At 68.5% G+C, this 718-nt stretch carries 1 protein-coding gene; it reads left to right on the top strand.

Annotation, left to right across the window (positions count from 1 at the left end; translation table 11 throughout):
- Positions 1–718: ATP-binding cassette domain-containing protein (locus R1101_RS0124915; protein ID WP_016935821.1), on the top strand; the 718-nt coding region annotated here is incomplete at both ends.

Raw genomic sequence — 718 nt, forward strand, 5'->3', positions numbered from 1 at the left:
CGGACGCTGCTCACCGCCCCCGGCTCGGGGCTGCGGGTGCAGGCCGGGGACCGGATCGGCCTCGTGGGACGCAACGGCGCCGGAAAGACCACGACCCTGCGAATCCTTGCGGGTGAAGGCGAGCCCTACGCCGGCACCGTGATCCGCTCCGGCGACCTCGGCTACCTGCCCCAGGACCCCAAGGAGGGCAATCTCGACGTCCTCGCCAAGGACCGGGTGCTCTCGGCGCGAGGCCTCGACGAGATCATGCGCAGCATGGAGAAGCAGCAGGCGCTCATGGCAGAGGCCGTGGACGAGAAGATCCGCGACCGCGCCGTGCGCAAGTACGGGTCACTCGAGGAACGCTTCGCGACCCTCGGTGGATACGTCGCCGAATCCGAGGCCGCGACCATCTGCCACAGTCTCGGTCTGCCCGACCGCGTCCTCGGCCAGCCCCTGCACACGCTGTCGGGTGGTCAGCGCCGCCGTGTCGAACTCGCGCGCATCCTGTTCGCGGCCTCGGACGGGTCCGGCGGAAAGTCCGACACCACGCTGCTGCTCGACGAACCGACCAACCACCTCGACGCCGATTCGATCACCTGGCTCCGTGGCTTCCTGCAGAACCACGACGGCGGGCTCATCGTCATCAGCCACGACGTCGACCTGCTCGCCGACGTGGTGAACAAGGTCTGGTTCCTCGACGCGGTGCGTGGTGAGGCCGACATCTACAACATGGGCT

This window comes from Rhodococcus sp. R1101, assembly GCF_000278445.1.
Classification (GTDB): Bacteria; Actinomycetota; Actinomycetes; order Mycobacteriales; family Mycobacteriaceae; genus Rhodococcus; species Rhodococcus gordoniae.